General features: G+C 46.0%; 22 protein-coding genes. 12 read left to right on the top strand and 10 right to left on the bottom strand.

The window, feature by feature from the left end:
* Positions 1-355 precede the first annotated feature (355 nt).
* Entirely contained in the window at positions 356-2,689 is a 2,334-nt protein-coding gene (locus VNM22_06940; GenBank protein ID HWP46882.1) for a long-chain-fatty-acid--CoA ligase, read from the top strand.
* Here the strand turns inward: VNM22_06940 and VNM22_06935 are convergent.
* The 5 genes from VNM22_06935 to VNM22_06915 form a co-directional block, all read right to left on the bottom strand.
* Positions 2,655-3,560 (bottom strand): tetratricopeptide repeat protein, encoded by a 906-nt coding sequence (locus VNM22_06935; GenBank protein ID HWP46881.1) that lies wholly within the window; start codon positions 3,558-3,560, stop codon positions 2,655-2,657. The genes VNM22_06940 and VNM22_06935 overlap by 35 nt on opposite strands.
* Positions 3,561-3,646: 86 nt before the next feature.
* Entirely contained in the window at positions 3,647-4,573 is a 927-nt protein-coding gene (locus tag VNM22_06930; GenBank protein HWP46880.1) for an aldo/keto reductase, read from the bottom strand.
* Between the two features lie 136 nt (positions 4,574-4,709).
* Positions 4,710-6,131 carry an efflux RND transporter periplasmic adaptor subunit gene (locus tag VNM22_06925; protein HWP46879.1) on the bottom strand — a complete coding sequence of 474 codons (1,422 nt, stop codon included), beginning with the start codon at positions 6,129-6,131 and terminating at the stop codon, positions 4,710-4,712.
* Positions 6,132-6,218: 87 nt separating this feature from the next.
* Entirely contained in the window at positions 6,219-9,449 is a 3,231-nt protein-coding gene (locus VNM22_06920) for an efflux RND transporter permease subunit (GenBank protein HWP46878.1), read from the bottom strand.
* A gap of 251 nt (positions 9,450-9,700) precedes the next feature.
* On the bottom strand, positions 9,701-10,060 hold the full coding sequence (locus VNM22_06915) for a nitroreductase/quinone reductase family protein (protein HWP46877.1): 360 nt from the start codon (positions 10,058-10,060) through the stop codon (positions 9,701-9,703).
* Positions 10,061-10,577: 517 nt separating this feature from the next.
* On the opposite strand from VNM22_06915, the gene VNM22_06910 reads away from it, so the two are divergent.
* The gene (locus VNM22_06910) at positions 10,578-10,871 is read left to right on the top strand and encodes a metalloregulator ArsR/SmtB family transcription factor (GenBank protein HWP46876.1); all 294 of its coding nucleotides are present in this window, start codon (positions 10,578-10,580) and stop codon (positions 10,869-10,871) included.
* A gap of 168 nt (positions 10,872-11,039) precedes the next feature.
* Here the strand turns inward: VNM22_06910 and VNM22_06905 are convergent, their stop codons facing one another.
* From VNM22_06905 to VNM22_06885, 5 genes are all read right to left on the bottom strand, one after another.
* On the bottom strand, positions 11,040-13,208 hold the full coding sequence (locus tag VNM22_06905; GenBank protein HWP46875.1) for a xanthine dehydrogenase family protein molybdopterin-binding subunit: 2,169 nt from the start codon (positions 13,206-13,208) through the stop codon (positions 11,040-11,042).
* Positions 13,209-13,211: 3 nt separating this feature from the next.
* The gene (locus tag VNM22_06900; protein ID HWP46874.1) at positions 13,212-13,679 is read right to left on the bottom strand and encodes a (2Fe-2S)-binding protein; all 468 of its coding nucleotides are present in this window, start codon (positions 13,677-13,679) and stop codon (positions 13,212-13,214) included.
* A gap of 125 nt (positions 13,680-13,804) precedes the next feature.
* Entirely contained in the window at positions 13,805-14,230 is a 426-nt protein-coding gene (locus VNM22_06895; protein ID HWP46873.1) for an OsmC family protein, read from the bottom strand.
* Between the two features lie 146 nt (positions 14,231-14,376).
* A complete protein-coding gene (locus tag VNM22_06890; protein HWP46872.1) occupies positions 14,377-14,511 on the bottom strand; it encodes a hypothetical protein in 135 nt (44 codons plus the stop codon).
* Positions 14,512-14,535: 24 nt separating this feature from the next.
* A complete protein-coding gene (locus VNM22_06885; protein ID HWP46871.1) occupies positions 14,536-16,155 on the bottom strand; it encodes a cation:proton antiporter in 1,620 nt (539 codons plus the stop codon).
* A gap of 309 nt (positions 16,156-16,464) precedes the next feature.
* Here VNM22_06885 and VNM22_06880 point away from each other — a divergent pair, with 309 nt between their 5' ends.
* From VNM22_06880 to VNM22_06835, 10 genes are all read left to right on the top strand, one after another.
* Positions 16,465-17,226 carry a secretin and TonB N-terminal domain-containing protein gene (locus tag VNM22_06880; GenBank protein HWP46870.1) on the top strand — a complete coding sequence of 254 codons (762 nt, stop codon included), beginning with the start codon at positions 16,465-16,467 and terminating at the stop codon, positions 17,224-17,226.
* 272 nt (positions 17,227-17,498) lie between these two features.
* The gene (locus tag VNM22_06875) at positions 17,499-17,879 is read left to right on the top strand and encodes a PPOX class F420-dependent oxidoreductase (GenBank protein ID HWP46869.1); all 381 of its coding nucleotides are present in this window, start codon (positions 17,499-17,501) and stop codon (positions 17,877-17,879) included.
* A 160-nt stretch (positions 17,880-18,039) separates the two neighbouring features.
* The gene (locus VNM22_06870; protein ID HWP46868.1) at positions 18,040-18,924 is read left to right on the top strand and encodes a nitrilase family protein; all 885 of its coding nucleotides are present in this window, start codon (positions 18,040-18,042) and stop codon (positions 18,922-18,924) included.
* 98 nt (positions 18,925-19,022) lie between these two features.
* Positions 19,023-20,288 carry a substrate-binding protein gene (locus tag VNM22_06865; GenBank protein ID HWP46867.1) on the top strand — a complete coding sequence of 422 codons (1,266 nt, stop codon included), beginning with the start codon at positions 19,023-19,025 and terminating at the stop codon, positions 20,286-20,288.
* Between the two features lie 108 nt (positions 20,289-20,396).
* Positions 20,397-21,266, top strand: a complete 870-nt coding sequence (locus tag VNM22_06860; protein ID HWP46866.1) for a branched-chain amino acid ABC transporter permease — start codon at positions 20,397-20,399, stop codon at positions 21,264-21,266.
* Positions 21,263-22,303 (top strand): branched-chain amino acid ABC transporter permease, encoded by a 1,041-nt coding sequence (locus VNM22_06855; protein ID HWP46865.1) that lies wholly within the window; start codon positions 21,263-21,265, stop codon positions 22,301-22,303. Before VNM22_06860 ends, VNM22_06855 begins: the two co-directional genes overlap by 4 nt.
* 72 nt (positions 22,304-22,375) lie before the next feature.
* Positions 22,376-23,095, top strand: a complete 720-nt coding sequence (locus VNM22_06850; GenBank protein ID HWP46864.1) for an ATP-binding cassette domain-containing protein — start codon at positions 22,376-22,378, stop codon at positions 23,093-23,095.
* A 63-nt stretch (positions 23,096-23,158) separates the two neighbouring features.
* The gene (locus VNM22_06845) at positions 23,159-23,860 is read left to right on the top strand and encodes an ABC transporter ATP-binding protein (GenBank protein HWP46863.1); all 702 of its coding nucleotides are present in this window, start codon (positions 23,159-23,161) and stop codon (positions 23,858-23,860) included.
* A 145-nt stretch (positions 23,861-24,005) separates the two neighbouring features.
* Complete coding sequence (locus VNM22_06840; protein HWP46862.1) at positions 24,006-24,419, top strand: nuclear transport factor 2 family protein; 414 nt, start codon at positions 24,006-24,008, stop codon at positions 24,417-24,419.
* 215 nt (positions 24,420-24,634) lie between these two features.
* Positions 24,635-25,981, top strand: a complete 1,347-nt coding sequence (locus VNM22_06835) for an amidohydrolase family protein (protein ID HWP46861.1) — start codon at positions 24,635-24,637, stop codon at positions 25,979-25,981.
* The last annotated feature ends 972 nt before the right edge of the window (positions 25,982-26,953 follow it).

The raw sequence follows: 26,953 nt of genomic DNA, 5'->3' as shown, positions 1-26,953 counted from the left end.
TACTCCCCTATGTATCAAGCTAAGAAAGGGAAAGGTCTCATTTTCGGCCTGAACACTCCCCTTGAAGGAGGATTTAGAAGGTTACCCACCCAATTCCCCCTGGGGATGTCTAGACCTCCAGGTTCACTCCTTAGCTGGATGTGTAAGGGGTGGCTACCGCCCAGACTTCGAGGGGTCAGGAGCCTTTTTATGATAAATTGATAGAAAATATTCCTGATTCTTCAAGATCCCATAGACCTCTACAAAAAATGTGAGAGGTAAATTTTTTACTTGCAAATTTTTTAGGCTATGTTAGAAATATTTTTCTGATAATCTTTGGGAAGAACGTAAATACCTGAAGGGGAGGTGGTCCTGTATGACATTAGGTGAGATGCTAGAGCGAAGTGCAGGTCAATTTCCAGATAAGACTGCGTTGGTCTATAAAGGTTTGCGTATTTCATATCGTGAGTTAAATGCGAGGGCCAATAAACTGGCCAGAGCTTTGGTAGCCTTGGGAATAAAAGCTGGGGAAGACAAAGTCGGGATCTTATTACCCAACTGCACGGAGTTTGTCATCAGCATGTTTGGGGTTTTTAAATCGGGGGCTGCAGTTGTCCCCCTGAATATCCTTCTGAAGGGAGATGAATTGGCCTATATTATTGATCACTCAGATAGTAAGATTATTATCACAGGCCCTCCTTATGACCAGCTCCTGAGTCTCATCCTACCTAAACTTCCTCAACTGAAAGAAGTGATTAGTTTAAGTGATGAAGGGGATTACCTCTCGTTTTCCGAGATCCTGGAACAAGAATCCGGTGAGAATTACAAGCCCGATATTGGGTTAGAGGATATTGCGGCCATTTATTATACCTCCGGTACAACCGGTCTTCCAAAGGGTGCTATGTTGACCCATGTCAATCTTCTAACCAATGTGGTAGCCATTGGTAATGCCCTCAATGCAAGCCGAAAGGATATCCCCCTTTGTTGTGTTCCTATGTTTCATGCTTTGGCCGTTACCGGAACGGTTTTAACCCCTATTTTTGGGGGAATGACCCTGGTCATTCTGGATCATTTCCTTCCTCAACCGGTTCTTCAGACGATTCAAGACGAGAAGGTAACCATATTTGTAGGGGTTCCCACCATGTATGCCATCCTGGCAAACATGCCCAATTTAAGTCGATACGATCTGAGTTCCCTACGACTTTGCTTCTGTGGCGGTGCTCCTTTAACCAAAGCCATTGTAGAGAAATTTGAATCGAAGTTTCCGGCCAAGATCTATGAAGGCTATGGCCTTTCAGAAACCTCTCCCCTGGTTTCGGTAAATCCTCTCCATAAGCGAAAAATTGGGTCTATCGGCAAGGTTGTCTCTCGGGTCGAGTGGAAGCTTGTGGATGAGAAAGGTCAGGAAGTTCCCCCCGGTAAAGTAGGTGAGATTATCGTCCGGGGTATGAATGTGATGAAAGGGTATTATAAAGATCCGGAGGCAACCCATAAAGCGATTCGTGATGGTTGGCTTTATACCGGGGATATGGGTCGCATGGACTCAGAAGGGTACGTTTACATTGTGGATCGCAAGAAGGATATGATTATTGTGGGGGGTGAAAATGTATATCCTCGGGAAATAGAAGAAATCCTCTCGACCTACCCCGGGGTTTTGGAAGTTGCCGTAATCGGTATTCCAGATCCTGTGAAGGGGGAAATACCCAAAGCCTTTGTTGTTCCTAAGCCGGGTGCCAGGCTTGAGGAACAAAAGTTACTTGCTTTTTGCCGAGAAAAGTTGGCAGCTTTTAAAGTTCCCCGTTCAGTGGAAATCCTGGATGAACTTCCTAAGACGGCTACCGGGAAAATTTGGAAGCGTAAATTGCGGGACATGGAAGCTGGGATCGATGAGGATTCTCTGGATGAAGGGGAAATTGAAGAAGCGGAAGAAGGGGAGGAGGTTACAGAATTATCTACCGATGATCTGGAAGCCGTCGAAGAAGCAGAGGGGTTGGTGACAGATGAGGAAGAATTTGCGGAGATATCAGAAACGGAACCAGAGCCGGACTTATTTGATCAGGTAGAGAAAGAAACTAGAAAAACCCAAAGTAAAGGGGATTACAATCTGGCTTCAGCCATGTCCCAACTGGAACGAGGAGGTACCCCCCCAAAACTTCCCGGAGAGGGACAAGACCTGGCCGCCTTAATGGCCCAACTCGAAGGTAGATCCTCCAAACCGGTCACCGGAGAAACTTCCCCTCAACGAACTTTAGAATCCGGCCCGGGCTTATCCCAAAGTCCTGCTTTAAGCCTGTCGAAGGACGGTAAAGTGGAGGAAGAGGCAGGAGAATTGGGATTATCGGGATTTAGTTATGAAGAAAAGCTTAAGTACCTGGTTACCACAACACCTGGAGGGATAGCTGCGGGGGTTACCGGAGAGGATGGAATTGGAATAGCTTCCTTTAATACCAATCCAGACTTTGACCTTGCCGTTGCAGACGCGGAACTGGCTTCCATGGTTTCTTTAGCGAAAAAAACCTCTGATAGCCTGGGAGTAGGAAAACCTCAGGAGCTTATCTTTATGATGGAGCAAGCCACCATCATTATTCGATTGATCGGAGATAAATATTTCTTAGCGTTTACTGCAGAAACTAAAGAATTGAATCTAGGACTTGCCCGGATACAAATGAACAAGGTTATTCCTCTTTTTGAGAAGGAGCTTTATTTCTGATTATTAATTCTTGAAGTAGTTGCTGTAAAGTTGGATTTTTCGGATCGAGTTTTTTAGCATGCTCTAATTCCAATCGGGCTTCCTCCCACTTTTCCAGGCTGATGAGCAGGGCGATCATCTCCAGCCTGACAGAGAGATGATCTGGATGGATATTCAGGATCCGTCGAAGAGTTTTGATGGCTTTATCGGGTTGATTGAGTCTGATTTGAGCCTTGCTAATCTGATACAGAAGATCTTCTCGATGGGGTTGAAAGGCCAGAATTAAATTCCATTCATCCAGGGCCTTTTGCCAGTTCGATTCTTTGGCGTACAAATATCCCAGTGCCTGGTGAGCTCCCAGGTAATTGGGGTTCAACTTAACCAGCTTTTGGAAGACCACTTTGGCTTCTTCATTCTGGCCTTGCTCCAGATAAAGTCGCCCAAGGTGATCCAGAGCTTCTGGACTTTGAGGGGCTAACTGAATAGACCGATGAAAGCACTCCTTAGCCCGTTCAAAATCTGCCATGGCTTTATAGGCAATTCCCATATTCAAATAGAGGGCCGGACTGGCTTCTGAATTCATTTTTTCCAGTTTTCTGTAAATTCCTAAAGCTTGTGCCGGTTGATTGAGCGCCAGGTAAACATTGGCCAGGGCAAAGTGATACTGAATATTCTGCCCGTTCAGCTCTACCGCCCTTGTTAAATGAGAAAGAGCCTGTTCCCAATGACCGTTCTTATAATATAACGTACCGATCTCATAATGTGCCTGGGAGAAATCAGGATTGATCTCCAGGCATTGTCGGAAGTATTGGAGAGCACGTAGCCAGTTTCCTGAACGGGAAACGTTAAGACCCTTTAGGTAGAGGCGTTGTGTTTGTTTTTCTATTCCCATTATCCTCTTTCCTGACTCCTCTTCACAAGAGGAATCCGGAGAATTATTTTAACCTTCCAGATGATATTGAATGACCAACGAAACTCTTATCCCTGTCCAATCCAGTGGGGTTTGGCGACGGCTTTCCAGCGTGTACGGATTGCTTCGAATTGTTTGGGGTCCAGGGGTCCGGCTGCCAGTAACTCTGCGTTTTGATGCCAGCGCTCGGGCTTGGTGGTACCCACAATGGCCGTTGCGACCCCTTCTACGCTGAGGGTGAATCGCAGGGCAATTCCAATAGCAGTACGCAGAGCACCTTTCAAGAAGTCATAATCCAGTTGTTGGAGACGTTCTGCGTAAATTTCATTATAGCCTCGTAAATCCCAGTAGCTGGGGGTATGCCCGTCTTCCGGTTTTTCAAACGTTCTCCAGGCGACATTGGCTAAGGGACGCTTGGCTATGATACCTATCCCTTGCTGTCTGGCCAGGGGGAGGGTAAGATCGATGGCTTCCTGATCGGCAAGGTTGATGGAAGTTTGTAAGACATCAAATAAACCGGTCTGAATGGCATAGAGGGCCGCTCGACTGTCACCACTATAACCTATATAACGGATCTTCCCGGCTTGGCGTGCCCGTTGTAACCCCTCCATAACTGCCCCTTGACGTAAAATCTTTTCCGAACAGGTATGGAGTTGCACCAGGTCTAAATAGTCTGTTTGCAATCGCCGTAGGCTCCGTTCAATGCTTTGTTCCAGTAAACGTGGATCCCAATCTGGAAAAGGGAGACCCGCCGCATGACCGCATTTGGTGAACAAATAGCATTGATCCCGACGCCCTGCTATGGCCCGTCCGATCTTCTCTTCGCTATCCCTATAACACTCTGCTGTATCAATCACATTCAATCCTGCATCCAACGCCCTGTGGAGTATTTCATTTACAGTCTTCTGGGGAACCTTATCATAACCAATTTCGGATCCGCCAAAGCCAAGGATACTGACCTGCATCCCGGTCTTTCCAAGGGTCCGTTTTTCCATGATCCCCACTCCTTTCTTTATCTCACAACACACTTTAGACCCTTACCCGGGGATTTACCACTTTCCAGCTTTATTTTCAACCTCCCGGTGTTTTTATCATCCCCCTCGGTTCATTGAAAATCGGTCTGGTCCTTTATTAGGATTTCTTTTCTTCTTTCTTGAGGGTTACAGCCTGTACCCTCATGCCCTCTTGCAGGTCATCGGTTGCATCTAAAATGACCGTTTCATTGGCTTCAAGACCGGAAATAATTTCCAACTGAGTTCCATAATCCCGTCCTACAGTGACCTTTTGGTAATGCACGGTTTGATCTTTGGTAACGGTGGCGACCTGGGTACCTTCCGGGCGAATCACCAGGGCATTACCGGGTACCAGGACCGGGGGATTAGAACGGGTGACCGTAAACTTAACCTGTGCATACATTCCCGGCAGGAGCAGATTGTTTTCATTTGTTACTCTTACTTCTGCAAGCAACGTACGGGAGGTTGGATCCAGAGCACCGGCCGTACTGACCACCTTACCTGCAAAAGTTTTTTGCGGGAATTCCTGCACTGAAATCTCTGCAGGCTGATCCGGTTGAATGGAGTTTACAAAGGTTTGTGGCACATTTACATAAATCCGTAAAACGTCGCTTTGCGCAATTTTAAACAGGGCCTGATTATTCGTACCGGTACCTACTGTAATCAGAGCCCCTACATCTACATAACGGGCTGTAATGGTTCCAGCAAAGGGGGCCGTCACTTTTTGAAAAGATTGTAATGTCAAGAGGCGCTGGACACTGGCCTGGCTGGCATCCACGCGAGCCTGGGCTGCATTCACATTCGCCTGGGCTGCATGAATGGTAGCCTGGGCTGCTTCGGCATTGGCTTGAGCAGCATCAAAGGCAGCCTGTTTTTCATCGACTTCTTGATAGGATACCAGAGCTTGCTGCCCGAGTTGTTTCCAGCGTTGAAGGGTTTTACGGGAAAATTCTAAAGCAGCCTGGGCCTGTTGTAACTTTGCACGTTCTTGTTGCAGGTTTGCACGTTCTTGTTGCAACGCCGCCTTAGCCTGGGCTAAATTCGCCCGAGCCTGGGCTAAATCCTGATCTACCTCCGGTGATTCAATCTCAGCAAGCAGTTGACCTGCCTGGACCCGGTCCCCAATGTCTACAAACCTTTTCTTCAAATATCCGGTAGCTCTGGCATAAATAGGGGTTTCCTGGAGGGCTTGAATGTTACCGGGTAGGACTAAATCTACGGTTGCGGGAGCCTGTTGAGCTGTAACTACGCTAACAATAGGAACGTCGGTTTTTAAAGCCTCTACTGCAGCCGTTAACTCGGCCTGTCGGTGCATTCTGGGTAAAATACCCAAAGTCAATAAACCTGCCAATGTCACCCCTATTATGGCGACAACCAGAAGAAAACGGGACAAACTGCTGCGTTTACCCGCTTCAGAGGCTGGTTCTTCCAGAATGTATGGTGCCTGAAGTTGTTGGGTATCTAGGGGTGAGATTTCAGACTGGGACTCCGATGTCGGGTTTATAGGTAACTGTAAAGATTCATGGGGTTTAGAATCCATAAGGATTTGTTTCCTATCAGCCTATGATGGTAACGACTTTAGTTATTCTTCCATTTGGAGAGGGCTAAAGCCGTTACCATTTCTTTGCTAATTTAATTGAGGACTCACATCCAGGGTTGAAGTCTTCTCTCTATATAAAGCTATCTCCTCTATATCAACGTGCTGAGGTTGTTTACGCCGCAGAATGCTATAAACGATGGGTACAAAGAAAAGGGTGGCGAAGGTAGCGACCGTCAGCCCGCCAATGACCGCTCGACCCAGGGGGGCATTCTGTTCCCCACCTTCACCCAGACCCAGGGACATAGGTAACATCCCAATGATCATGGCCAGGGCCGTCATCAAAACCGGACGAAGCCGTGTATATCCGGCAACTAAGGCGGCTTGAAGGGCATCTTTCCCGGCCTGCCGTTGCTCATTGGCAAAAGTTACCAGCAAAATACTATTGGCCGTTGCGACCCCCATGCTCATCATGGCCCCCATTAAAGAGGGGACATTAAAGGTGGTTTGGGTAACAAACAGCATCCACAGGATACCCGAAAGGGCACCAGGTAACGCCATGATAATAATGAAGGGATCGAGCCAGGATTGAAAGTTTATGACCATTAAGCAGTAAACCAGTATAATGGCAAATAATACCCCACCCCCCAGACCTAAAAATGCAGATCTCATACTCTCCACCTGGCCACGTACCACGAGGAAACTACCAGTTGGAAGCTTGGGTTTAAATTCTTCGATAATCCGATCGACCTCACGGGCAACACTCCCCAAATCTCGATCCTGAACATTGGCATAAATATCAAAAACCGGCTGTACATTGTAATGATTTATCACGGCAACCGATCTGCGTCGCTCCACGGTAGCCAGATTACTTAGAAGTTGAGGAGAGTTCTGACCGGTTGTAGCGATAGGGGTGCCCTGAAGGGCGTCCATGGAGTCCATTTTATACGGGGGGATCTGCACGGCAACGGTATACGTGACTCCACTTTGAGGACTTAACCAAAAGTTTGGAGATATCAGGCTACTCGAGCTTAAGGAGATGAGTAAATTATTTGCCACGTCCCGCTGGGTGAGCCCTACCTGAGCTGCTCGAGTTCGATCTACATTGATCCGTAACTCCGGAGCATCCACGATTTGATGGAGATGTACATCCACTACACCTGGAATATTGGCTACCCGGGCTTCAATCTGTTTGGCGATTTCATAGTTTTTAGGGCTACGACCGACCACTTGAATATCAATGGGCGCCGGTAAACCAAAATTCAGAATCTGGGTAACAATATCAGAAGGTTGGAAAAAGAAGGTCAAATGGGGAAACTCCTTTCTAAGTCTCTGACGTAACTGTTTGATATATTCATGGGTTGGGCCATGTCGATCGCTTTTGAGTGCAACTAAAATTTCCCCATCACTGGGACCCACGGTGGCCGTATCACTAAAGGCCAGATTAACCCCACCCACCGGCAAACCAATATTATCGAGAATGAGTTCCAGCTCATCGGCCGGAATGACATTCCGAATAGTATTCTCAACCTGGTGGAAAATACGTTCGGTTTCCTCGATTCGTGTTCCGGTAGGGGCTCTTACATGCAAACGGAACTGACCTGCATCGACTTTTGGGAAGAAGTCTTGCCCGATGAATGGGAACAAAGCCATAGAGCCTACAAAAAAAGTAGTAAACAAAATAAAAACCACCAGCCGATGATTCAGGGTCCAGGCGAGGCTGTTCCGATATCCGTTGCGAAACTTCTCAAATTGATGGTTAAAGGCATAGTGGAGTCTCCAAATAGGATTACGGGAAGTAGTCGGGTGTCCATTGCCACTCTCGATCTGATGATGACGCAGCTCCCCAGGAAGCAGATACTTCACCAGGGTGGGTACCAGAGTTCGTGAAAGTAAGTAAGAGGCCAGCATGGCAAAAACCACGGCCATGGCCAGAGGAGTAAATAGCGATTGAACGGCACCTGTCAGGAAAAATACCGGTACAAAGACAATACAAATGGATAACGTCGAAACAAACGCCGGAGTTGCAATCTGTTGAGCCCCATCCAGGATGGCCTGGATAAGAGACTTACGTTGCCCTAGATTGCGGTGGATGTTTTCAATCTCAACCGTTGCGTCATCCACTAAAATCCCGACGGCCAGGGCAAGTCCACCTAAGGTCATGATATTGAGGGTCTGACCGAGAAAACTCAGTACAAGAATAGAACATAAAATCGAGAGGGGAATTGAAATGGCTACAATAAGGGTACTTCGCCAACTACCAAGAAATAAAAGAATCATCAAAGCCGTCAAGCAAGCAGCAATAACCGCTTCTTTGACAACTGCATCGATAGCAGCCCGTACAAAAATGGATTGATCGAAGAGATACTTTAACTCCAGTTCAGGAGGCAGGGTTGCCTGAATGCTGGGGAGTCTTTGCTTGACCCGATTTACAATATCCAGAGTTGAAGCTCCTCCACTTTTTAAAATGGTAAGCAGGGTAGAACGTCGCCCGTTCTGATTTACGATATTGGTTTGCACGGCAAAACCATCCCGCACCTGGGCTACATCGCGAATATAAATGGTAGCTCCGTTGACTTGCTTGATCGGCAAATTATTGAGGGCATCAACCACCTCTGGACTGCTGTTAAGCCGAATGCTATACTCGCGTTCCCCCATTTTTGCATTCCCGGCAGGCATAATCAGATTTTGGGCATTGATGGCAGCTACGACATCCATAGCAGAAAGACCCTTAGACATAAGGGCCTGGGGGTCTATATCCACCATGATCTGCCGGGGCTTACCCCCATAAGGGAGAGGAACCGAAGCCCCTTGAACGGTCGCCAACTGGGTACGAATAAAGTTAAATCCGTAATCATAAAGTTGCTGCTCTGACAACGTTTTGCTCCCAACCCCAATTTGCAGAATAGGTACATTGGAAGCACTATACCGGATAATCAAAGGGGGTTGCATACCAGGAGGCATCACACGCAGAACAGTTTGTGAAATGGAGGCCATTTGAGCAACTGCTGCCTCAATTTTGGCCCTGGGATGAAAGAATACCTTGATAACGCTCACGCCGTTCATGGACTGGGATTCAATATGTTCGATATCATTAACCGTAGTCGTAAAGGAGCGCTCACTAAAGGTCACAACGCGTTTTTCCATTTCCTCCGGTGCCATGCCTCCATAGCTCCATATGACACTCACAATAGGAATGTTAATCTCAGGCAAAATGTCCGTGGGCATGCGGGTTATAGTTACAATACCCAGCAGTATAATAAGCAGAGCCATGACAATGAAGGTATAAGGACGACGTAGCGCAAGTCGAACAATCCACATAAAGTTATTTTTCTCTAACCCCAGATACGCAAAGTGCAAGCCATACTGCAGAGTTTAATAGGATTAAGTTATGGAAGGAATAAAGGTTTCTCCAGCACTTACGCTCTGATGATCCTTTCAATGGGTTGTTGCCTACCTTAATCGGAGATAAGGTGATAATTTTATCATGAGTGTAATATAGGATGTTTTCTTTAATAGTCAAGTACCTATTTAACTATTTAAATCTTTGATAGGGGTATAAACTTTTCCTGCTACGCGGTAAGATCGATTTCAACTCCCACATCAAACTTTGAGTAGTACTTTTTAACCTCTCCGGCACCGTATTTGGCTCTAAATTTATCTGCAATTTCCTTAACCCTGGCTACATCAGTAACGGGCTTGGCTTCCACAGAAATTTTAATTCCTCCGGCAGAAATCTGCATAGCCGGTTTTTTTAGTACATTCTTATACCAGTTTGTATCAGATCCTTTGACCGGTAAAAGATATAATTTGTTGTTCTCCTGAACGAACCATACCGGCAAAGAAATTGCCCGGCCCGATTTTCTCCCGGTTACCGTTATCTCCAACTCATGGGTTGAATGGAGAGCCTTTTTTAATTCTGCCTGTGACATAGATTCCTCCTTTATTTTTTTATACTTCTTGCTTTCTTTCCTAAACCACCCTGACCAGGGTGTAAGATGTGACTCAATCCTTCTCCCAATTCAGGCTTTGAATCAGGATAAGATGATCCTGGTTTAAATATTTTTTGCCGGTTGTTTTATAAGTTAAGCTTCAAACTTTCATTGCGTCAAGGTAGGGTAAATAGCTAAAGATTGTTTGGGGATGGAATTTTTTCTATTTTCAGCTTACCCCTATGTACCAGTATAGCAATTGAAGGCAATAGAAAATCCAGGTGGTCCCTGGAATCATTCACTAACTTGAAAGTCAAGTGACTTTAAACTTTGCTTTTCCTGTAAATTTGTTCAAACCCTTAAAAACCGATGGGAGGAAGTTTTTATTAAGTGGTTAATTAATTATTTAATTATTTAAACATTTGACAATCTTTCCGTTGTTTTCTATTATAAAATAGAAATTGGGTAAAGGAGAAATTGGTGGTATAACCCTAAGCTGGAGGAATAAAATTAGATCATGATAAGTAGACATGAGGTAGACAAAAAAGCTGAAAGGGAGCAGCGTGCAAAAATTCTTGCTGCCCTCTCGGATCCAACACGATTACAAATCATAGAAATACTGGCCAACCACAGTGAAATGACCGGATCGGAGATTGCCGAGAAGGCCCATATCAGTCATTCCTTACTTTGTCATCACTCCAAAATCTTAGCGGAAGCCGGGTTAATTAAAAAACGGAAAGAAGGTCAGACGACTTATACTTCGCTTAATCGCGAGTTACTCTCGGATTGTGCTAAAAGTTTGCTTTACTAGAGCCGGGTTGGGTGAAAAGGGAAGGGATCGATTCAGCTAAAGGATTAGGAACCTCAGCCACCCAATCCAGGTGACTGAGGTTTCTGTCAGGTTACCTCTTGAGGGTTTTCGAGGTAGTTTTTGTAAGAAAGAGTTTCCCGTTCTTGCCCCTATTCCCCGAATTTATAGTTAAGCTTTCTTCAGATCTTCTGCGCGAATGGGTAGTTTACGGATTCGCTTTCCGGTTGCTGCAAAGATTGCATTGGTTACTGCAGGAGCAATGGGAGGTACTCCGGGCTCTCCTATTCCTCCGGGGGCTTCCTGACTTTCCACAAGGTAGACTTCTATCACTGGCATTTCCTCCATCCGTAACATCTCGTAGTCATGGAAGTTGCTTTGCTTCACCCGCCCATTCTCAATGGTAATTTCTCCCTTCAACGCCGCCGTTAATCCGTACACAATTCCTCCTTGCATCTGGGCCTCAATGGTATCCGGGTTTACATACTTCCCACAATCCACAGCACATACCACCCGATGGACCCGCACCTGACCTTCTTTATCTACGGATACTTCTGCAACTTCCGCTACATAACTCCCAAAAGACTCCGCTACGGCAATCCCCCGATATCTTCCTTCTGGTAACGGTTGTCCCCATCCCGCTTTGCTGGCTGCTAACTCTAAGACCCTTTTATGACGGGGAGCCTTGGTCAGCAATTCCAGACGAAATTCATAGGGATCTCTCCCGACTGCTGCTGCTATTTCATCGATAAAACTTTCTGTAATAAAGGCATTCTGGGAGCTTCCCACCGAGCGCCAAAAACCCACCGGAACTCCCGTATTCTTCATCACATAATCTACATACATATGGGGAATGGAATAGGGAATATTCGCTGCCCCCTCTACAGAACTGCTATCAATGCCATCTTTGATTCTATCTGGGAATACCCGAGACAGAATCGAAGGTCCCACGATTCGATGGGTCCAGGCCACCAGGTTCCCTTTTCCATCGATTCCGGCTTTCAAAACATTATAGGTTGCCGGACGATAAAAACCATGGCGCATATCCTCTTCCCGCGACCAGATTACCTTTACCGGGGCTTTTACGGCCTTGGATATCTCCACGGCATCTGCTACAAAGTCAATTTCAAATCGTCTTCCAAAGCCTCCGCCTAACAGGGTGGTATGGACCCGGATCGACTCAGCCGGTAGTCCTGTGATCTTTGCCGCTGTTTGTTGGGTTCCCGTCTGGGCCTGGGTTGGAGCCCAAATATCACATCCCTCCTCCCGCACATGCGCCGTGCAATTCATAGGTTCCATGGTTGCATGGGCCAAAAAGGGAACTTCATATACGGCTTCCACCGTCTTCCCTACCACGGCCAGCATATGCAAGGCATCTCCTTCTCTTCTGGCTACTGCTCCGGCTTGCTCCGAGGCCTTCTTAAACTCTTCCCGAATCTTCTCACTGTTGAGTTGAGCATGTTCTCCTTCATCCCATTGCACCTCTAAGGCTTCCAATCCCAGCTTGGCAGGCCAGTATCCTTCAGCTACCACCGCGATTCCGCTGGATATAGGAACCACCTGCTTGACACTGGGAATGGTCTTCGTCTTAGAGTCATCATAACGGGCTAATTTCCCTCCAAACACCGGACATCTTAACACCGTGGCTACCAACATCCCGGGCACTTTCACGTCAATGCCAAACCCGGCACTGCCGTTGACTTTGGAAAAAGTATCCACGCGGGCCATCCGTTTGCCGATGAACTTGTAGTTTTTAGGATCTTTCAGAGTAACTTCTTTAGGAGCAGGTACTGTAGTGGCTTTACTGACCAGGGAACCGTAAGAGGCCCGCTTCCCACTGGCTGGATGGATCACTTCGCCATCCTCAGCCTGACACGTCTTGGCTTCTACTCCCCAGGTCTCAGCGGCTGCGGCTATCAACATCTCCCGGGCTACGGCTCCTGCTTTGAGTAAGGTTTCCCAGGATCCCCGAATACTACGACTTCCTCCCGTGAATTGAGCTCCAAAGGTGGGGGTGATCCAGGTAAAGTAAGCTTCATCAGCCGGAGCAAATTCAGGTCGAATCATCTTCCAATCCGCCTCTAACTCTTCGGCCACCAACATGGGCAGCGAAGTCATAATCCCCTGTCCCATCTCTGATTTATGAAGCATCACTGTCACGGTCCCAGCGGGAGTTATGCGAATCCAGGCATTGGGGGCAAAAATCGTTGCAGATTCCGTTGCTGCTTTACCCCAACCTCCTTCTCCTCTGGGAAGATAAAATCCTAAAACCCATCCGCCTCCTGCAACTAAACCGACTTTGAAAAAATCTCTCCGTGTGATTCCTGTAGGCTGATTCATGGTTTATTGACCTCCTTCCTTCATCATCTTGGCCGCTTGATGAATGGCACTTCGAATTCGTTGATAAGTGCCACAGCGACAGATGTTCCCGGACATGGCCTCATCGATATCGGCATCGGTAGGATTCGGATTTTGGGCCAGCAGGGCGGCTGCCGCCATGATCTGGCCGGATTGGCAGTAGCCACATTGGGGTACGTCTTGAGCAATCCAGGCTTTTTGTAAAGGATGACTGGTATCCGGGGACAGTCCTTCAATGGTGGTAACTTTTTTCCCAGAGACGGCTTCTATAGGCGTCACACAGGAACGGATGGCATTTCCATCCAGGTGTACCGTACAGGCTCCACATTGGGCCATGCCACAGCCAAATTTGGTGCCGGTTAAGCCGAGATTATCTCGCAGCACCCACAATAAAGGGGTACCAGGAATAACCTCTACGGTTTGTTCTTTTCCATTTACAATAAATGTGATCATATCTTCTCTTCCTCCTTGTCAGGGATAAGATTGAGATAAAATTCATCCCAGGATTTTTATCTCTCCATACTTCCTTTATCCTGATAAGTTTTATCCGATCAGAAATGAGATAAAACCCCAGATTTTTAAGTCTCTAGCTTTGCGTCCATGGTAATTTTTGCATTCAAAACCCGGGAGACCGGACATCCCTCTTTAGCTTTATGGGCTGCTTTTTCAAAGGCAGCCCGATCAGCACCTGGAATCTGAGCCGTTACATCGAGATGAACCGCCGTGATAGTAAACCCGGTTTCAAGTTTTTCCAGCGTAACCGTAGCAGTGGTATGGATGCTTTGTGCGACCATCCCTGCTTCTCCCAGTTGAGCCGAGAGAGCCATGGAAAAACAGCCTGCATGGGCTGCCGCAATGAGTTCTTCAGGATTTGTCCCGATACCATTTTCAAAACGGGTACTGAAAGAATAAGGGGTATCGGATAAGACTCTACTATCGGTTGAGATAGTTCCTTTACCCTCCTTAAGGCTGCCTTTCCAGATGGCCGATGCTTTACGTTTCATAATTTCCTCCTACCTTTTGATCACAGTTTTAGTTTTTGTCCTATCACCCCACGTATTAAGGCCTTTGCCGTTTATTTTCTATTTTAATGGGTGCAGGGTTATTTCCTTTATAATAAATACCCATTTACGCTTTTTGTCATCCCCATTTACTCTACCTTACTTTCTTCTCGATTTGAATCCGCTTTGGGTTCCACAGGTAAACCGGCCACCTGCCAGGCCTCCCATCCACCGATCAGACTACGAGCATAAGGCCAGCCTGCCTGTCGAAGTTCCCGTGCCACCCGGGCACTGGTCGCTTCGCCACGTCAAGCACAGTAGGCGACCAACCAGGCATGGCGTGGTAAGCCAAGTTCAATTGCTCGTTCCACAGCATGGTCCGGAGGCATTCGTATAGCACCTTGGGCCTGGTAAGGACTATCTCTATAAGTCCGTTCAGTTCGGACATCGAGGAGGATCACCGGCGCACCGAGTCGCCAGAGTTGACGGAGGTCTTCAAGAGAGATGCGGTCCGAAGGGGTTGATCCGCTTGTATCAGCACGGGGATAATTATTGGAATCAACGGAAATTATCGGTGTTACGGAATCGGTAAATAGGGTTGCATCGTTGGAGGGAAGAGGATTCAGAATAGACCTGTTTTCAGAGGTAACAGAGGAAATGGGTTCCTTTATAACAGGAGATGGACCAGGCAATGGCTCGGGCTGACCGGTTTTAACGGCAACAGTTGGTTTGGGTTTTGCCCGATGGGAACCCTGGTTTAGCATCATGAAGGAAACTGTATGGAGTAAGATCGACGCCAGGACTACCAGGCAGCAGATCCTGAAAAGTCTTTCGCTTTCCGGTAGTCCGGCAAAGACAGGCAGTAAAACGATCAATAAAGAACTAAGTCCACGCGGCCCAAACCAGGAAGTTAGAAACCGTCCCCACCCATCCAAACCTGTACGGGCCAGTAAAATCAGGAAGATCGCCGGTCTTCCCAACAGGGCAATCATCACAAAGAGTAGCATGGTTCCATTAAGTACGGTAAAACCGGTCCAGATCAGCGAACTACCGAACAATACAAAGGTGAAAAGTAAGGCCATTTCAGCCGTGGTTTCGCCGTATTCCAGGAAGCAATCACAAAGCTCGACGTCTAATACAATAATGGTCATTCCGGCAGCAAATGCGGCCAGGAAACCACTTCCATGAACTGCTTCCGCAGCGGCATAAGCAGTAAATGCTACCCCCAATGAGTAGAGGGACTCATAATCGCGTCGTACTCCGATCCGTCGCCTTATTAAATCAAGTGCCGCCACGGCCAATAATCCTACAGCAACACCGGCACCCGGTCCTAATACGAAAAGATCGAGACCCAGACGGGCCCAATAGATGGCATGAAGGGTGGCTTCTGGGTTAATAAAGACCATCGCCACAAGCACAATCGGTAAGAGCACAACGTCGTTTAAACCACTCTCCAGCTTTAACGCCAGGCGAACTGCATTGGGAAGATCCCGGCGATGCAAAAACCCCCGAAGTAATACAGGATCCGTAGAAGCCAGCGCAGCGCCAAGAATGGTGGCTGCGGCAGGTGTTAAGCCAAGCAATTCCCAGCCGGCGAAGGCAATCAGAGCCGCCGATAACAACGTTCCGGGTCCCAAAACCAGGAACGCCAGGGCCCGATGGGTTTTTATTTCATGGATATCCAGGGTAATGGCATCGGTAAACAAGACCAGTACCAGGCTAAGCGTTGCAATCACGCGTAATTCCGGTGAATTCAAGGTAAGGTTCAATAAGTCTAAACCCGCCGGCCCAATAGAGGCCCCTAAGATCAGAAAGATTACTACCTGGGGTAGACCGCTCCGCTCAGTCAGCCCGGACAACAAGGCCGCCACCAGAATAATAATACCAATAAGGGCCAGGGTGGTCGCAAGAAATTCAGCCGCGAACATTTCTATTGAACAAAATCTATTAAGCCGATTAAGCTTTATAAAGCTGCATTTTTGGAAAACTTTATGGAATAATAGGATAAATATATTCCCTATCCGGACTTATGCAAGTCTATCGTAACTGTACTTGACAGTAGAAACTTTATAAGTTATTCAGAAGGTAGATAAAGGAAAATTTATAAGGGGTTGAAATTCAATAAAAATAGTAAGTTGGATAAGCTAAGGGGAGATTTTTTCTTGGGGAGCGAATCTTGTAAGGCGAGATTCCAGGATTATCCCCCGATGCTTATCGGCGGGTTTACTCCACAATGAATGAGTGATTATCCTGCCAGATATGTTTCATTTATTCTTACCGGCCTCGTTGTTCTGGTTGTTCTCAACGGTTGTGCCAGATCTAAGGGAGCTATTAAAAGTTTTGAGGTTGTTGCTCAACAAAAGGCTGCTAAGTCCGTTAAAATCAGAAGTCCAGTTGAAAATGAACTTCCCACTCTAAAAACCAGACCTTCTGAAAGTAACCCTGCTCAAGGTGAACCTCTGGGGTTAACTCTCCCAGCCAAAGTTCTTACCTCAGGAGATAAGCCCTCTGAGAAGACAGATATAGAAATGATTCAATCTGCACCGGTTCCTTCTATTCGAATTCCTCAAACCGGCGAAGAAGCTAAATATCGTGGCCAACCTATTACCCTTGATTTCAAAGATGCGGACATACGGGATGTTTTCCGTGCTATTGCGGAAATCAACAACCTTAATCTGGTTTTACATCCCGAAGTCAGGGGTCGCGTGACGGTCAGGCTGATCAATGTACCTTGGGATCAGGCCCTGGATGTTATCCTCAAGCTTCATGGTTTAGCCGTAGAGATAGAAAGGAATATCCTGCGGATAGCATCCCACGCTACGTTTCAGAGGGAAATAGAAGCTAAACGTCTAGAACAGAAGCAGCGCTTATTGGCCATTGAAACCCAGAAAAAGCTTGAGCCCTTACGAACGGAAACAATACCCCTTAACTTTGCAGATCCTCATCAAATGGCAACAATTATAGAAGGAGTTTTGGCTGGCCGGCGAGGGGTTAAATAAACGGGGGGACTGGCGTTTGCGAGATAACAGACCAGAGGGGTGATTTGCTCGTCCGGTCTGGGTACAGCAACAGCTTCCTGGAACTTCGGTTTTAAGGCGACTCCCATGGAGATCCTGTCAGGTTTAAACCTGATAAATACATTTCGTAGAAGGAAATCTGATCTTAAAACCACACAGTATAATTCCTCGAACCTGGATATTAGGGGAATGGTTATAAAGGAGTAAGAAAGTTAGCTCTACCCTTGTACTTCGGGTGATGATGGGAAAAAAGTATGAGTAATAAGAAGTTAACCCAGTTTGCAAATCAAAGCTATTTGAATCTGGAGAGTTATAGAAAAAGCGGGAAGCCTGTACAGACGCCCATGTGGTTTGCTGAAGATAAGGGGGTATTGTATGTATATTCCCTTGCAAACGCAGGAAAGGTTAAACGAATAAGGAATAACCCTCGCGTGCGAGTAGTCCCTTGTGATATTCGTGGAAAACCAAAGGGTTCCTGGGTGGAGGGTAAGGCCCGGATTGTAGAAGATCAGGAAGCAGAACATGGACATAACCTTCTTAATCAGAAGTACGGTTGGTGGAAGAAGGTAGGAGATTTTTTCAGTAAACTCTGGAAAAGAGAGCGTGTAGTGATGGCCATTTATGTAGAGGGATAAGCAGTAGATTTTTAATTTTCCACTTGACTTTTGAAACGCTCAATGTTTTGGTGAGGAAGGTAAGGAATTGGAATCAACAGCAGGTTTTTAATTTCTTTTTCATCTTTTAAAGGGACAACAACTGAAGAGTAGTTTCGGTAGATAGGGAGGAATATTCGTTATGGAGGAGAAGGAAAGCCGCAAAGAAAGCCAGGTAAAGATTGCATGTATTCAAATGGAGCCGGTGGTGGGTGAGAAGGCGAAGAATATTGAAAAAACCATCGGTTTTATTAAAGAAGCTGCTTCTCGGGGAGCGAACCTGGTTGTTCTACCTGAGCTTTGTAATTCGGGTTATGTATTCCAGAGTCGAGAAGAAGCTTTTAAGCTTTCTGAGGAAGTACCGGCTGGGCCAACGTGCCAGGCCTGGATTAAAGCAGCTATGGAGCATGAATTGCATATTGTAGCCGGGATCAATGAACGAGAGGGTCAGGTTTTATATAACTCTTCTGTTGTAATTGGACCTGAAGGTTATATCGGGACCTTTCGTAAGGTTCATCTCTGGAATGAAGAAAATTTATTTTTTGAACCTGGAAACTTAGGTTTTCCTGTCTTTAAAACAAAGCTTGGTCGTATAGGTACTTTTATTTGCTATGATGGTTGGTTTCCAGAAAGTTATCGTCTTTGTGCTCTCCAGGGTGCTGATATTATCTGTATTCCAACCAATTGGGTACCTATTCCCGGACAAGCCAAAGATCGTGAGGCTATGGCCAATATCCTGGTTATGGCAGCTGCCCATTCTAACTCGGTTTTTATTGCTTGTGCTGATCGTGTGGGTGTAGAACGGGGTCAGCCCTTTGTTGGGCAAAGTATTATCGTAAGTTATACGGGTTGGCCGATTGGGGGTCCTGCCAGTCCAGACGCCGAAGAAATCATTTATGCCGAGGCGAACCTTGCCGATGCTCGTCGTAAACGAAATTGGAACGAGTACAATCAAGTTCTTCGGGATCGTCGTACCGACGTTTATGATGAAATGCTGGGTTCTAATCTTTCTCCAGGTTGGTATTAAAAATGGTGATTCTTCTGGGATTACTTCTCTTACTCACACCTGTTAGCAACTGCTGTTAGCAACTAAGGATTAAATAACCAAAAACTAAGGAGGTTTTCATGAGTGAACTAGAAAAACCCATTGAACATGGAATTACGCGTCGAACGGCCCTTAAAGGGATGATAGCAAGTGGTGTAGCAGCCATGAGTTTTGGAGCACCGGCTTTTATTCGTCATGCTTTCGCCGAAGCTCCGATTAAAGTAGGGTTGATTTCTCCTTTAACGGGTGCCTGGACAGTATATGGAAAGGCTCATTCAGCCGGCTTTTTACTGGCTGTTGATGAGATTAATGCAGCGGGAGGTGTGCTGGGTCGTAAGATAGAGGTTATTATAGGGGATTCAAAAACCGAACCTCGAATCGTGGTCGAGCAGGCAAATCGCTTGATTCGCCAGGAAAAAGTAGACTTTCTGGCGGGTACGTTCAGCAGTGCAGAACGAAATGCAGCAGGACCTGTAGTGAAGGCTTCCAACAAAATCCTCCTTTATCCAACCTTCTACGAGGGGCAGGAAAAAGAATATTATCCTGGAGTGTGTAACAAAAACATTTTCATGTTTGGACCCGAACCTACCCAACAAGTCTGGCCGCATATGGAATACATGATGAACAAATTCGGAAAAAAGTTCTTCATGATCGGATCTGACTACGCTTGGCCCCGGGTGACCAACCAGGTTACCAAAAAGAAACTTTTAGAGCTTGGAGGGGAAGTAGTCGATGAAGTTTATATCCCCTTCAATACTCCTCAATACGAATCTGTATTACGGCAAATCCGGGGTTCTGGGGCTAATATTATTTTCCATACCCTGACAGGAAGTGATACTGTTAACTTCCGCCGTCAGTTCCATGCCGCTGGTATGCATAAAGATTTTATCCTCTGGACGGTGGATGACGAAGAGGTTGTAACCAGTGGGTTGGGTCCTGAGGTCTCGGCTGGAACTTATGTGAGTTTTGATTATTTCATGACCATCAAGCATCCCAACAATGGTCCATTCTTAGAACGTTTCCGGGCAAAATTTGGACAAGATGCCCTGATGAACACTGTAGGGGTTGCCATGTACAATGCTGCGCATATGGTTGCTAAAGCCATTGCCCAGGAAAAATCGGTTGATACCGATGCCATTCGTAAAGGACTGAGAGGGATGACCTTTGACGGCGCTCCGCAAGGACCGGTTAAGATGCGGGCCGACGATCATCAACTGGTGGTACCTTCTTATCTTATGAGGGTTCGAGAAGGTTGGACAGGGGTTGGGGATATGTTTGAAGAAATTCAGTCCTTTCAGGCCGTGGAACCGGTGCCGGCCCGATGTGATTTACCCCTTTCTCAATAAGTAGGGCGTAAGGCCTTACGCCCCTACTTGAAATCCCCCGAATTATGGAGAAAAAAACGGATGACGGGGGATTTCTCCTTTTAAAGAAAACGATAAAAGACCTCTAACATGATGAGTATAATCGTAAGTGTTCTTTTTGATGCTGCGCTGTTGACCTTGACATTGGCTTTAGCAGCGCTTGGATTGGCCGTTATTTACGGGTTAATGGGCGTGATCAATATGGGCCATGGGGCTATGTTAACCCTGGGGGCTTATTTAACCTGGGCCGCTACCTCCAGAGGTATCCCCTTCGTGTTCTCTGTCCTCTTGGCGGCATTGATAGTCGGGGTGATAGGACTTCTGTTGGAACACCTTGTTATCCGACATTTTTATGATAAACCCTTTGAGACTCTTTTGATTACCTGGGGCTTTTTTTTGATCATGACCGAGTTAATCAAAATTGTCTTTGGTACAGACCTACGGAACGTAAAAAATCCACTACCGGATAGTATTAACCTTGGGATTGTCGAATTACCTGCCTATCAATCCTTACTGGCCTGTATCTCGTTATTCTTAATCTTTACCCTGGCTGTGGTTTTCTATCATACCTCTTTGGGTATAAAGATCCGTGCGCTTATTCAGAATCGTGAGATGGCAAGCTTGCTCGGTGTCAATATTGCTTACATGTATAAGATGGTCTTTGTAGCAGGTTCCTGTATAGCAGGCCTGGCAGGAGCTTTAATCAGTCCCCTATTAAGTGTGGATCCTTATATCGGCATGGTCTTTCTGGCCCGATCTTTCTTTGTTGTAATTGTGGGAGGGATCGGCCAAATTCTGGGTGGAACCCTGGTGGGCAGCTTTTTGATAGGAGGTTCAGAGACCTTTTTTGCTGCCTTGCAGTTCAAACAGACCTTTGCCCAAACCATTGTCTTTGCACTGGCAATTGTGGTTCTCAGGTTTCGACCCTCTGGTCTCTGGACCGTTCAAGGTAGAAGATGATGAAGCATTTTTTGAAAAAATCCTGGTCAGAGGAGAAGTTTGCCGTTTTAGTCTTTCTCATTCTGAGTTTGCTTCCCGTGTTCATTTCTGGTTATATCATTTACATTCTACCCCAGTATATGTTATATGGCACGCTGGCCATGTCACTGGGTTTATTATGGGGTTTTACCGGTATTCTAAGTTTTGGACAGGCTGGCTTTTTTGCCTTGGGTGCTTACACAATGGGATTGTGCATGAAATATAATGGATTTGGTATCAATCCGGCGTATGCAGGCATTATCCTCAGTGCCTTTATGGGGGCCGGGCTTGCCACGATAATAGGGTATTTTCTGTTCAGTGCGGGAGTGCGGGACGCCTATTTTGTAATTGTAACCCTGGCATTATCTATCATTGTTGAGCAAATCGCGGTAAGTCAGTCCGATATTACCGGAGGATGGAATGGTTTTTTTATCGACCGGATGTCCCTGACCCTGGGTTCCGGCAGAGAGATCTCCTTGTTCAATGATGTTCCCATGTATTATTTTGTCTTACCTCTGGTTGCCTTTGTCTATTTTTTACTGCGAAAATTAATAACTTCGAAGTTCGGTAAGGTCCTTATAGGAATTCGTGAGAATGAAGACCGGGCGATTTCACTGGGCTTCAATACTTCACTCTATAAAACGGCAGCCTTTGCCATCTCAGGGGCCGTAGCTACCTGGGCGGGCGCTTTGTATGGAACCCATGCAGGTTTCGTGGCTCCCTCCCTGGGAGGGGTCTCGTTTTCCACAGAAGTGGTTGTCTGGACAGCCCTAGGAGGTCGGACTAGCTTGTTGGGTGTGTTTTTAGGGGGGGTTATGGTAGCTTCCCTTTCCAATTACCTGAGCGCCATTACACCCAGATTTTGGCAACTGGTACTTGGAATTTTATTTGTAACCACTATCATTTATTTCAAAGGGGGAGTTGCCGGTGCTTTAACCCAATTTACTCTCTTTAATCGAAAGACCCCCCTTAAATCGATTCAGGAAGTTCGAGCCGAACAAGCTATGCGGGTGGATTAAAAATCTGTTGTCAGATCCAGGCTTTAAAAACCTTGGAAGTTTAAGAAGGATTTTGAAGCTGTTTTCTAGAAGATGACCGAACTATTACGTACAGAGAATTTAACCAAATCCTTTCAGGGCTTGATTGCCAATCAGGATATAAATTTTATCCTGGAGGCCGGAACCATTCGCTGTATTATCGGTCCCAATGGTGCGGGAAAAACGACTTTTATTAGTCTGATATCGGGTCACCAAAAACCTACTCGAGGTACCATCTGGTTTAAAGGCCAGAATATCACACATTTCCCAGTCTACTCCCGCGCCCGGATGGGAATCGTTCGAAAGTTTCAAACACCCAGCCTGTTTACAAATCTTTCGGTTTATGAAAATGTAGAGCTGGCTGTGCTGGGGACAAATTGCCCTCCTAAGAAACGGCACAATCGGATCCTCCAGATATTGGAACTTGTACGCCTTTCAGACTCGGCTGGACAACCTGTACAAACCCTTTCCCATGGTCAAAAACAATGGCTAGAAATTGGTCTCCTCCTGGCCAATGAGGCCGAGCTGCTCCTTCTGGATGAACCGACTGCAGGCATGACGGCAGAAGAGACCGCCTCCACCGGGGAACTGGTCCGAAATCTGGTTTATGGGATGAATTTATCCGCTATTATCATAGAACACGATATCCATTTTATTCGTAACTTGCAAGCTCCGGTTACTGTACTTCATCTCGGAAGAATCTTGGTTGAAGGAACTTTTGAAGAAATACAACGTAACGAACAGGTACGTAATGTGTATTTGGGAGAAGAATAAGACTTTTTAGCATAAAAATTTGTTTCCTGCCCATAAGGTAGGATTCATCGGGAAGATACAAAAATGGGTCTTGAAGTCAAACATATTACTTCAGGTTATGGGAGTACCGTTGTATTACGGGATCTTTCTCTACAAGTATCAGACGGACAGATTTTGGGGGTCCTAGGACGTAACGGGATGGGTAAAACTACCTTGATCCGTTGCTTATCAGGACTATTACCGGCGATCACAGGCTCTATTATTTTTGATGGACATGATATTACACATCTGTCTCCTCATGAACGGGCCTATTTAGGTATTACTACCGTTGTTCAAGGACGAGGAATTTTTCCTGATCTGACAGTACGGGAGAATTTAGAGCTGGGTCGAATCGCCTCAGGTCGGGCCCAACGTAATCGGATGGACGAAGTCTTGAACTATTTTGAGCCACTAGGCAGACGCCTTAATCAGCCGGGTGGAACTCTAAGCGGGGGCGAACAGCAAATGCTGGCTATTGGTCGTGGCCTTATGACCTCTCCCCGCATCATGTTGCTGGATGAACCGTCAGAAGGAATCATGCCTATTCTGGTCAAAAAAATAGCCCAAATTCTCAAAGAAATCAACCGCCGGGAAAACATGATGATCATCATCGTCGAGCAGAACGTACCGATGGTCTTTACTATGACCGATCATTGTATCATTTTAGAGAAAGGAAGAATTGTCGCCGAAGGTACCCCTGCCGAACTCTCTAATTCCACGGTTATGAAAGAATATCTTGCAGTTTAAGAGACTAAATATCCGAGTACGGTGTTTTTATTTTAAACTTAGAAAGGTATTTTGAATGGGAACCTAATCCTGCTGCAAGGGTTAGGTTTTCCCTGAAGGATCAAACTAAAATATAGTATTTTATTTGTAAGGATGGAGGTGAGTTATGAGTACTCCTTCAATTAACCAAACCTCTGAGGCGGTAAACGAGATTTTACAGGTTGAGCGGGGCCATGTAGAGGCTTTTAATATCCCTGATCTGGATAAAGTATTGAGCTATTTTGCTGAAAATATTAATGGCTTTTCCAGTACCCACAACAACCGGTATAAGGGTCGAGAAGCATTACGAAAGACCTTTGAGTATTACTTGCAGAAGAGTAAACGTATTTATTATGAAATTCAGGATATAGAGGTGCAGATGCTTAAAGGGGGTGAAGCAGCCATAGCAACTTTCTATTGGAAAACGGCACCTCTGGAAGGAACCGAGGAAGACATTATTACCGGTCGAGGTACTCATGTTTTAGAGCACCAAAACGGTCAATGGCGAATAGTCCATGAACATTTCTCCCGAGCACACTAGGGATCTTATCTCTTGTAGGGGTTTTAACCTTTCGGTAAGTTATTGCGTTCCGGGTCAGGGTTTCTCCTACCAGACTTATGAAGGGGGGTGAGAATCTTTCAAGCAAAATATTTTACAAGCCCTCATCCTGAGATGTCTAGGCTGAGATTTAACAGGACGAAGAAAGGCGTCCTTCAAAAGCTACCGATTTAGGTAGATTTTGTAAAATATTTATCATGTTTATTCATACCCCTAGCAAGAATTTAAATGATGACCTTCCTCCCAAACCTCCCATTCCTACTCAGGTTGTATCCAATGGGGAATATATTCCATTACCTAAGACCGACAAGCAACGACAGATCGACTTCCTGCTGACAGAATATGCCGATCGATACGGGAAAAAACGTGGTTTGACCCGCAGGACCTTCTTTCGGACGCTCAGTGGTATGGCTGCAGCCATGTTAGCAATTAACAAAGTCTTTGGCAACCGGTTTTTTGACGTGCAGGAGATTGAAGCAGCCGATGAAGCAGCGGCGGCGGAGGCTACTTCGCGGGATCAGTTCATCATGGATGTCCAGACCCATTATATCGATAATCCTCGACAATTGTGGGATGTGAAGGACAAAGACCCCATTGCCAAGGTTATCGTAGACACACTGGGTGGATGGCGGGAAAAATCTGTCAAAGGCAGCAATTGGTTAGACCTTAACAAAGACACCTACTTTAAGGAAATCTTCCTTGATAGCGAAACCAACGTAGCTATCCTGAGTGGATTTCCAACACATCCCCCAGAACCAAATCCACTTATCCCCGTTGATCATATGGCCTCAGCACGGGATGAAATCAACCAGAAGGCCGGATCCCGTCGGATGATTTGCCATGGATTGATGTCCCCAAATATGCCAAACTATCAAGATGAAGCCAGGCGGCAGGTGGAAAAGCTAAAGGTCGATTCCTGGAAGATGTATACAGGCGATGGCATGGCCGGGAAGAGGGGGTGGTGGATGGATGATGAGAAAGTAGCCTATCCCTTCTATAAATTCACACAGGAATTAGGTATCAAGAATCTTTGTATTCATAAAGGTTTAGCGGTAACTTTGTTAGATGAAGAATATTGTCGTGCCTTGGATGTCGGAAAAGCTGTCCTGGACTGGCCTCAACTTAACTTTATCATCTACCACTCAGCCTTTCCCCGAGTGGATGATATCACGGATATCAAATATGTAAAGCCACATATCACCAACCTGTATGGGGAGCTTGGAAGTACCTTCGCTTTGAATGTAGTTGGTGCTCCCGAGCGTGCTGCCCACGTGCTCGGAAAACTCGTCACCTATTTAGGTCCCGATTACGTAATCTGGGGAACCGATTCCCTGTGGTGGGGGTCTCCACAATGGCAAATTGAAGCTCTGCGACGCTTTCGTATTCCTGACAACCTCATAGAGGGCTATGGATATACTCAGTTGACCGATGAGATCAAAGCGAAGATCCTTGGACTCAATGCTGCAAGGCTCTGGAACATCGATGTTGAAGCAACAAAGAAGGAAAATGCGGGGGATAAGATTTCTCAGATGAAGAAGGGCTAAAGATGTAAAAAACTTAACTTGGAGAGCATAAAAATCTGAAGGATGATCCTTCCTTCTGTAAGGATAAAGTAGGCTCTGCATCCGCCTCTTCTCCTTGTAGCTCAAAATTAAAAGCTAAAGTTTAACTTCTAAGCAGAAGGAAGGATCTAGTTGAGGTAATTTTACTTTGACATCCTGATGCTTTTACTTGTTGAAATAACCACATTATGTTTCGAGAATGATAAACCTTTGAGAAAAAATAAGGCTTCCGTCACATAGAACATGGCATAAATAAACCCAAGCAGCAGCAAATCCATACGAACCACTTTCCAAAAGAATTTCTACTGCTCGAGTACTTTTCTCCGGTATTATGAAAGATTAGAGCTTTGCCTGGGAACGAAAAAAGAAGTTTCCTTCTGGAGAGTTTTGGAGTATTGCAGCTTTTATTATCTTGATTTATTCCATCTATCGTGGAGTTCATTAAGTCATTCAAATCATAATCCAGATACTTTCTCGCTTGCGCTGAATAATTCGGCAGAGGCTCTTATGGAAGATCGATTTCAGGATCTCCTCAGCGACCTCAAGCAGAAATATAAAATCTATGGCTGGATAATATTAACCCTTCACCTCCAAATTTCACCCTTTTAAAGTTCAAAATCCGGATTTATAATATAACTGATAATCCTATTTCAGGAGTTAGACTCTTTCGATTTTACCCCTGGAAGTTACCTCTGGAAGAAGGAGAGTTGATCCGTAAAAGCACCTTACTGATGCATGTGCACTCCTAAAAAGGGGGCTTTAAGGGTTGATGTTTTCCACGAGATCCTGAAAATTCGGAAAGAAAAAAGAAGATTTATAACCTATGTCCACCCTTACAGAGCTTTTAGAATCTTTTCCCCCGGAGCTTCGGGTGCCAATGGCCCGGCTGGTGGATGCGCTTAAAGAAGAGCTACAGGTTACCAAGACTGACTTTATCGAACTCAGAGCTGTGGT

Source organism: Candidatus Limnocylindrales bacterium, from assembly GCA_035559535.1.
In the GTDB taxonomy this organism is placed as follows: domain Bacteria; phylum Moduliflexota; class Moduliflexia; order Moduliflexales; family JAUQPW01; genus JAUQPW01.
This window is presented reverse-complemented; position numbering and strand designations above follow the sequence as displayed.